This is a genomic window from Tabrizicola sp. (assembly GCF_036781545.1).
GTDB lineage: Bacteria > Pseudomonadota > Alphaproteobacteria > Rhodobacterales > Rhodobacteraceae > Tabrizicola.
Genome location: NZ_DAIQAT010000174.1, coordinates 1 through 7,237 on the forward strand (window position 1 = coordinate 1; position 7,237 = coordinate 7,237).

General features: G+C 64.9%; 10 protein-coding genes. 2 read left to right on the forward strand and 8 right to left on the reverse strand.

Going from position 1 to position 7,237, the window contains the following annotated elements; all coding sequences use genetic code 11:
• Positions 1-135: 135 nt before the first annotated feature.
• A complete protein-coding gene (locus V7Q39_RS17990; protein ID WP_107754793.1) occupies positions 136-576 on the reverse strand; it encodes a JAB domain-containing protein in 441 nt (146 codons plus the stop codon).
• Positions 577-702: 126 nt separating this feature from the next.
• A complete protein-coding gene (locus V7Q39_RS17995; protein ID WP_333817993.1) occupies positions 703-1,902 on the reverse strand; it encodes a DUF932 domain-containing protein in 1,200 nt (399 codons plus the stop codon).
• A 183-nt stretch (positions 1,903-2,085) separates the two neighbouring features.
• Here V7Q39_RS17995 and V7Q39_RS18000 point away from each other — a divergent pair, with 183 nt between their 5' ends.
• Entirely contained in the window at positions 2,086-2,292 is a 207-nt protein-coding gene (locus tag V7Q39_RS18000) for a hypothetical protein (RefSeq protein ID WP_107754791.1), read from the forward strand.
• 19 nt (positions 2,293-2,311) lie between these two features.
• On the opposite strand, the gene V7Q39_RS18005 is transcribed toward V7Q39_RS18000, so the two are convergent.
• From V7Q39_RS18005 to V7Q39_RS18025, 5 genes are all read right to left on the reverse strand, one after another.
• Positions 2,312-2,788: a DUF411 domain-containing protein gene (locus V7Q39_RS18005; RefSeq protein ID WP_107754790.1), complete on the reverse strand. Its 477-nt coding sequence runs from the start codon at positions 2,786-2,788 to the stop codon at positions 2,312-2,314.
• Between the two features lie 26 nt (positions 2,789-2,814).
• A complete protein-coding gene (locus V7Q39_RS18010) occupies positions 2,815-3,414 on the reverse strand; it encodes an SCO family protein (protein WP_107754789.1) in 600 nt (199 codons plus the stop codon).
• Entirely contained in the window at positions 3,396-3,866 is a 471-nt protein-coding gene (locus V7Q39_RS18015) for a copper chaperone PCu(A)C (RefSeq protein WP_333817994.1), read from the reverse strand. Before V7Q39_RS18015 ends, V7Q39_RS18010 begins: the two co-directional genes overlap by 19 nt.
• A 5-nt stretch (positions 3,867-3,871) precedes the next feature.
• Positions 3,872-4,465 carry an SCO family protein gene (locus V7Q39_RS18020; protein ID WP_107754787.1) on the reverse strand — a complete coding sequence of 198 codons (594 nt, stop codon included), beginning with the start codon at positions 4,463-4,465 and terminating at the stop codon, positions 3,872-3,874.
• Between the two features lie 91 nt (positions 4,466-4,556).
• Entirely contained in the window at positions 4,557-5,882 is a 1,326-nt protein-coding gene (locus tag V7Q39_RS18025) for an Nramp family divalent metal transporter (protein ID WP_107754786.1), read from the reverse strand.
• Positions 5,883-6,003: 121 nt separating this feature from the next.
• Here V7Q39_RS18025 and mntR point away from each other — a divergent pair, with 121 nt between their 5' ends.
• The gene (mntR, locus tag V7Q39_RS18030; protein WP_107754785.1) at positions 6,004-6,456 is read left to right on the forward strand and encodes a manganese-binding transcriptional regulator MntR; all 453 of its coding nucleotides are present in this window, start codon (positions 6,004-6,006) and stop codon (positions 6,454-6,456) included.
• A gap of 6 nt (positions 6,457-6,462) precedes the next feature.
• Here mntR and V7Q39_RS18035 read toward each other — a convergent pair whose 3' ends face one another.
• Entirely contained in the window at positions 6,463-7,122 is a 660-nt protein-coding gene (locus V7Q39_RS18035) for a DsbA family protein (protein WP_333817995.1), read from the reverse strand.
• Positions 7,123-7,237 lie beyond the last annotated feature (115 nt).

A 7,237-nucleotide genomic window follows, 5' to 3' on the forward strand; every position in this document is an offset into this window, starting at 1 on the left:
GTGGATGGGCAATGGCAGGTCGAACATGGGAAGATCTCCGACGGCGCGGGAAGCCGCTCTCCCCGCCTCATCCGTCAAAGACCAAACCGCCGCCCTCTTCCTCGAAGGGGCAGCGGTGATGGGTCCGATGGGCCCTCAGAGCTTGCCGAGGGCCCGCAGGCTCAGCTCGGTCCCGGCCCCGACTATGATATGATCGTGCAGCATCAGACCAAGATACTTGCACCCCTTCTGGATCTCCTTGGTCATGCCGAGATCGGCCTCCGAGGGCGTCGGATCGCCTGACGGGTGGTTGTGGATCAGGATCAGGGCGCTGGCATTCAGCATCAGCGCCCGCTTGATCACCTCGCGCGGATAGACCGGGACATGATCAACCGTGCCGGTCGAGAGACGCTCATCGGAGATGACGCGGTTCTTGCGGTCAAGATAGAGGACATGGAACCGCTCGTTGGGACCTCGGACGGTCAGAGCACAATAGTCCATCAGCGCCTGCCAGCTGCCAATGACGGGGTTCTGGCTGAGATAGCGGCCGAGGATATCACGGGCCTCGAGGATGACGGTTTCTTCCTGGGGGGTCATGGGGGTTTCGCTGAATTGCGCAGGCCGAAGCCCCCTGCCCTATCGGGACGGGGCAACTGGCGTGCCTGTGGAAGGGGAAAGCGCGACCGCCGCGCATGCGGGCGGTCGCTGTGGCGGGCCCCGGCGTCAGCCGACCCGGTCGAGGAGCTTCTTCGCGCGCCCTTCCATGTCGAGGCGAGCATCCTGCTGGGTCTTGTCGCGCGCCAACCGCGTGATGCCCTGCACGAAGTCGAAGATGCTCTCCGGCGGGCGGCCCTCTTCCATCAACACCTTCTCGATGATCTTGCCCGACTCGGCCTTCGAGAAGCCGCGCCTGCGAAGGAAGTCATCCCGGTCCTCATCCGTCCGCGCGACGATCTGCTGCCGCGCGGCCTTGATGCCGTTCACGAAACCCTGCGGCGAGGAATTGGCGAACCGCGTCAGCGCCGGGGCCGCTTCATGGGCGAAGCGCGAGGCGGCGTATTTCGAGTGGCGGATCTTGATCTCCTGAAAATCTTCGACGCCCCAGAGGTTGCGGTTCTGGCAGACGGCCCGCAGGTAGAAGCTCGCCATGCCGAGTGTCTTGGCCCCGACCTCGGAGTTCCAGCAATAGAAGCCCCGGAAGTAGAGATCAGGGGAGCCATCAGGCAGGCGGCCCGCCTCGATCGGATTGTGATCGTCGACCAGGAACAGGAAGACATCGCGGTCAGAGGCATAAAGCGTGGTCGTGTCGCGGCTGATCTCGACATCTGGGTTGTAGACCCCGGTCGACCAGTCGAGCACGCCCGGCACCTTCCAGCGCGTGTCGCCGGTGCCATTGCCCGCGATGCGCTGCACCGCCTCGACCAGTTCGTGGTCATGGATGCGGCCGTAGTCGGGGCCAGTCACCGCGCGCAATTCAGTGCGGCCATCCTCGGTCTCGAAGGTCTTCACCTGCTCTGCGCGGTGGTTGGTTAGGCCGTATTGCAGGTTGATCCCCGCCAGTGGCGCGGGCAGTTGCCGCAGGTAGGAGGCCGGTGCGCCGACGATGCTGGCAAGCTGGCCGAAGGCCCAGTGCGTAGGTGCCACCGGTTCATGTGCTTTCGGCAGGACCAGATGTAGCCGCTCGGCGCTGTCGCGCGCGGCCTCGACTCGGATGTCCGCCGTCTGCACCACCCGGCTGCGGCTGCGCTCGGACCGACCCTTCACATTGGCCCAGAGATCGTCGAGCGACAGATACCGCTCGTCGTCGGGGCGGTTGAACCATTCGGACGACACTCGCCCGTTCCGCTCACCCCGGCTCACATCCACCTTCCAGCCACCGGCTCGCGCCGGCGCGACCGGATCCAGAACTTCCACAACGCCCATCGGCTATCTCCCGTGACAGGCGCCGGGAGCCACTCTCCCGAGCCTTTAACCCGTCACCGGGAAACCGGCACTCCTCTCACTCTAGAAGGCGGTCAGTCGCTAAGGTCATCATGAATGGCAGCTTCGCCCTCTCGCGCGCCTGCTGGCTGGTCACCTACCCGCTGGCCGGCGGGATCGGCGCCGGTGCCCGGTCTGTGCGTCACGGCGCTCATCGGCGCGGCTGGCCTCGTTGCGGTGCTGCGCCTCTGGCCCGCGAACGATCAGACGTTCTTGCGGCACGACCTTCCTGACCTGTCCGCCGATTATCTCCACCTGTCGGAACACGGGCCCCACCACACCCATGCCGTCTTCATCGACACCCTGCATCGCCGTTGGCCGAAGGCGGCATGAAGCACGGGCGACACAATTGTCAGGCGGCCAGATAGCGGGTGAAGACCTCGGTTGAGCCATCGCGGCCGATCAGCAGGACGTCGTAGGCCTCGCGGCTGTCCTCCGGTCCCATGCCGGGCGATCCATAGGGCATCCCAGGCACGGCAAGCCCGATCGCGTCCGGCCGCTCCTCGAGCAGGCGCCGGATATCGGCCGCAGGGACATGGCCTTCGAGCACATAGCCCTCGATCATCCCTGTGTGGCAGGAGATCATTCTTTGAGGCACACCCACTTCGGCCTTGTAGGTCATCAGGAGCGTGCCGTAGCGCTCCTCGTCCGTCACGGTGAAACCCTCGTCCCGAAGATAGGCGACCCAGGCGTTGCAGCATTCGCAGCCGGTTCCCTTTACGACATGGATCGACGGGCCCGCGCTGCGCACCGGACTGGCCGCGAAAGTCGCGACGGCGAGGCCGGACAGCAGCATTGTGCGGCGGGTCAGAAGGGGCGTGTTGGTCATGTGGCTCTCCGGAACAGGTGTGGCTGTCAGGTCAGAACCCTGCGTATCTTCGGCAGGGCGAAGCGGCGGTCCTCGTGGTAGTCGATGATGCTGGCAAAGCGCCCATCGGCGCGGAACAGGAACACACCGGCAGTGTGGTCCATGGTGTAATCCCCGTCGCGGGGCACCTTTTCGAACCGGGCGCGGAAGCCTGCGACGGCGCGTTCGACCTCGGCCAGCGGGCCGGTCAGGCCGGTGATCCGTGGATCGAAGTTTGCCAGGTAGTCGGCCAGAACTTGCTGTGTATCCCGTTCGGGATCGACGGTGATGAAGACGGTGTTCAGCCGGTCGGCGTCGGGCCCGAGCTCATCCAGCCAGCCCGAGATGTCGCTGAGGGTGGTTGGGCAGACATCGGGGCACCAAGTGAAGCCGAAGAAGGCCATGGTCGGGCGGCCGATCCAGTCTGCCGGGCGCACCGGTTCACCGCGATGGTTGGTCAGGGCAAAGCCCATCTCGCCGATGGGCAGTGGCAGAAGCGCGGCGGGCGGCTGCGCGCGGCCGCGGCTTTGCAACCAGCCGAGGCCGAGCGTGAAGGCCAATGCACCGCTCGCGCCTCCCAGACCAAGGATCAGTTGGCGTCGTCGCAATCCGGACCCTCCGCCCGTAGCGACAGAACCTCGACATTGACGACGACTTCCCCGGCATTCTGGAAGGAGAGTGTCACCGGGAAGCTGTCGCCTTCGGCCAGTGTCGTGGTCAGGCCCATCAGCATCCCATGATAGCCGCCGGGCGCCAGCTCGACGGTTTGGCCAGCCGGAACCGGGATCGACATGGCGTGTGGCATGGAGGCGATGCCGTCGGTCACCACGGTTTCGTGCAGCATCGGCATGCCAGCAGCCGGGGTCGCGATGCCGATCAGCGCATCATCTGTGCTGCCGTTGTTGGTGATCTCGACATAGAATACCCCCGGCCGGTTCGCGCCGATGGTGGCGCGGGACCAGGCGTGTTCGATATTCAGATCGCCCAGGGTGAAGGTTTCGCAGGCCAGCACGGGGGCGGCGGATAGGGTGAGGAGGGCCGAGAGGATCAGGGATTTCATGGCGGTCACAATCTGGGTTGAAGGTCGGCAAGGATATCGGTGGCGGGCGTGCCGTAGGTGAACTGACGCAGCCAGTCACCCTCGGGCCCGATGAGGTAGAGCGCCGGGCTGTGCGACATGGTGTAGCCGTCGGGGGCGGCGGCATCACCCTCGCGCGCGTAGAAGATGCGGAAGCTGTCCGCCGCGGCGCGGGTCTGTGCCTCGTCCCCGGCAAGCCCGATGATCGACGGGTGGAACGCCGCAGTGAACTCGGCCAGCCCCAGTCTGCGATCCCGCTCGGGATCGATCGAGATGAACAGAGGCTGCACAAGGGCAGCGTCGTCGCCCAGATCGTCCATCACCTGCGCCACTTCGGAAAGTGTTGTCGGGCAGACGTCCGGGCAGTTGGTGAAGCCGAAGAAGACCAGAAGATGCTGGCCCGCAAACTCGGCAGGGGTGCGCACCCGACCCTCGGCATCCGGCAGCGTGAAGGTCGGTCGGAAGGCGGCTTGCGGGACAGCCTCCGACGCGCGGTTTGGCAACAGCACGAGCAGCCCATAGGCCAGCGTGGCCAGTCCCGCCGCCGCCCAGAGGATTTTCTGTAACCTTGTCAACCGCATCCGTAACCTGCCTGTTTATTGCTCTCTGTCTAAAACCTCCAGCCGCTTGAGGTTCAAGCCCGAATTCGTGCTCTCACCGAAGGGTGAAGGGTCAGCCCAAAAGCACGGTCGACAACAGGTTCACGTTCAGCACGATGATGACGGCGGCGATCAACCAGCAGAGGCCCGTCAGCCAGCGTGGGGCGACCAGTTCGCCCATCTTGGCGCGGCTGGCGGTGAACATGACCAAAGGCACGATGGCGAAGGGCAGTTGGAAGGACAGCACCACCTGGCTCAGGATCAGCAGCTCACCCACGCCCTCACTGCCGTAGAGCAGGATCACGAAGACCGCCGGGATGATGGCAAGGCCGCGGGTGATCAGCCGCCGCGCCCAGGGGGCGATGCGCAGCCGAATGAAGCCTTCCATCACGATCTGCCCGGCCATCGTGGCTGTGACAGTGGAGTTCAGGCCTGCGCACAAAAGCGCCACCCCGAACAGGACCGGCGCCAGTGACGACCCCAGCAGCGGCTCCAGCAACAGGTGCGCCTTGTCGATCTCGGCCACGTCATTTTCGCCGACGGTGTAGAAGGCGGCAGCGGCAAGGATCAGGATCGAGGCATTGATCGTCAACGCGAACATCAGCGCAATGGTGCTGTCCCAAGTCGCCAACCGCAACGCCTCGCGCTTGGCGGGCAGGTCCATGCCAAAGGCGCGGGTCTGCACGATGCCCGAATGCAGATAGAGGTTATGCGGCATGACCGTGGCTCCGATGATGCCAAGGGCAAGGTAGAGCATGGTCGGGTTGCTGACGATCTCACGGCTCGGGGCGAACCCGGCGATGACGTCGCCCCAGACCGGATCGGACTGCGCGATCAGCACGACAAAACAGGCCGCGATCAGTGCCATCAGCGAGATGATCAGCGCCTCGATCCAGCGGAACCCCTTGTTCTGCAGCCACAAGATCAGGAACACGTCGGCGGCGGTGATGAAGATGCCGATCTCCAGCGGGATGCCGAACAGCAGGTTCAGGCCGATGGCGGTGCCGATCACCTCGGCCAGATCGGTGGCGATGATGGCTAGCTCGGCGAAAACCCAAAGGGGCACCGACATCCATTTCGGAAAGGCATCTCGACAGGCCTGCGCCAGATCGCGACCCGAGGCGACCGCCAACCGCGCGCAGAGCGATTGCAGGAGGATCGCCATGATGTTCGACAGAAGGGCTACGAACAGCAGCGTGTAGCCGAAGGCCGCCCCGCCGGCGAGCGAGGTCGCCCAGTTGCCGGGGTCCATGTAGCCCACGGCCACCAGATAGCCGGGGCCGATGAAGGCGAGGAACCGGCGGAACCGGCTGGTGCCGCCGTTGCCGACCGCAATGGTGCGGAAGACCTCGGAAAGTGAGGGCGTCTCGCGCTCTTGTCGCCAGGCTGGGATGGACATGGTTTAGGGCGCTCCCGGGTTTCGTCACGATCCCGACAAGACGTGGCGCATAAAGTTAGACAGTGCTAACAATCTGCCCCGCGACTTTACTTGTCAATCCATCCCATGCGACACTCTGCAGATGACCGAGTTCCACCCTGACACCCGCACCGCGCCGCTCGACGGCCCCGCAGACCCGCGCACCGAAGCGTTTCAGGGCGTGCGCGAGGCACGGCGGAATGAACTGGCCGAGGATTATGTCGAACTGATCGCTGAGCTGATCCACGAACAGGGCGAGGCGCGCCCGGTGGACATCGCCACCCGCCTTGGCGTGAAGGTGCCGACGGTCAGCAAGACCCTCGACCGGCTGGCGCGCGAAGGGCTGATCACCCGCGCAAAGTATCGGTCGGTCTTTCTGACCGACACGGGCCGCGCGCTGGCCAAGGAATGTCGGCGGCGGCACGAGATCGTGCTGCGGTTCCTGATCAGCCTTGGCCTTGACCCCGAGACGGCAGAGCGCGACGCCGAAGGCATCGAGCATCACGTCAGCGAACGAACGCTGGCGCTCTTCGCGGCCTTCGCCAATCGGTCCTGATCGGCATCAGCTGTTCTCGATTGCAAACCGCACATCTGCGATCAGGCTGTCTGCGCTGAAGTTCTCCAGCCGCCTGCCGTTCAGAAAGAAGGTCGGCGTCTGTCGAATGGCCAAGGCTTCGACGTCGGCTGCGTCCTGGTTGAGGATGCCAGTAATCCCCGGAAAGAGCTTGTCGCTTTCCGCCCTTTCGAGATCGAGCCCCGCGGCCCCGGCGATTTCCCAGGCCACGTCCATCTGCGGCGCACCATGCACGGCCCAGCCCGGTTGCTGTTCCAACAGCGCATCCAGAACCGGCTCGAACTTGTCCTGCATCCGCGCGGCCTCGAGGATGCGCACGGCTTCGTCCGAGCCTTCGTGGAAGACGGTATAGCGCAGCACGACCCGGACCTGAGTCGGAAACTGCCGCCGGATCTCTTGCACCACCGGGTGATAGGCGCGGCAGGCCTCGCAGGACGGATCGAAGAATTCAACCAGTGTGACGGGCGCATCGGCAGGACCGAAGCTGGGGGAGTAGTCCCGGATCAGTAGTGCCTGATCGGCTGTTGGCGCGGCAGCGGCCGCCACTTCTGCCTCGGCGGCGCGGCGCTGGTTCAGCACGTAGGCGCCACCCGCGAAGGCGGCAAGGCCAAGCGCAGAGGCTCCGATCAGAAGGGTGCGGCGGTTCATGGGCGGTGTCCTTTCGGAAGGATGAGACAGGCAAGGATCGCTGCAAAGGCGACCGCGGAAAGATAGGGGATCGGCAGGCCAAGGATCATCTGCGCCTCACCGGTGCAGGAGGGGC

Bases quoted from the DNA above. Each gene is read 5' to 3' on its own strand.
- mntR (WP_107754785.1), top strand. From the start codon at position 6,004: ATGACCGAGTTCCACCCTGACACCCGCACCGCGCCGCTCGACGGCCCC.
- V7Q39_RS18025 (WP_107754786.1), bottom strand. From the start codon at position 5,882: ATGTCCATCCCAGCCTGGCGACAAGAGCGCGAGACGCCCTCACTTTCC.
- V7Q39_RS17990 (WP_107754793.1), bottom strand. From the start codon at position 576: ATGACCCCCCAGGAAGAAACCGTCATCCTCGAGGCCCGTGATATCCTC.
- V7Q39_RS17995 (WP_333817993.1), bottom strand. From the start codon at position 1,902: ATGGGCGTTGTGGAAGTTCTGGATCCGGTCGCGCCGGCGCGAGCCGGT.
- V7Q39_RS18035 (WP_333817995.1), bottom strand. From the start codon at position 7,122: ATGAACCGCCGCACCCTTCTGATCGGAGCCTCTGCGCTTGGCCTTGCC.
- V7Q39_RS18005 (WP_107754790.1), bottom strand. From the start codon at position 2,788: ATGACCAACACGCCCCTTCTGACCCGCCGCACAATGCTGCTGTCCGGC.
- V7Q39_RS18020 (WP_107754787.1), bottom strand. From the start codon at position 4,465: ATGCGGTTGACAAGGTTACAGAAAATCCTCTGGGCGGCGGCGGGACTG.
- V7Q39_RS18015 (WP_333817994.1), bottom strand. From the start codon at position 3,866: ATGAAATCCCTGATCCTCTCGGCCCTCCTCACCCTATCCGCCGCCCCC.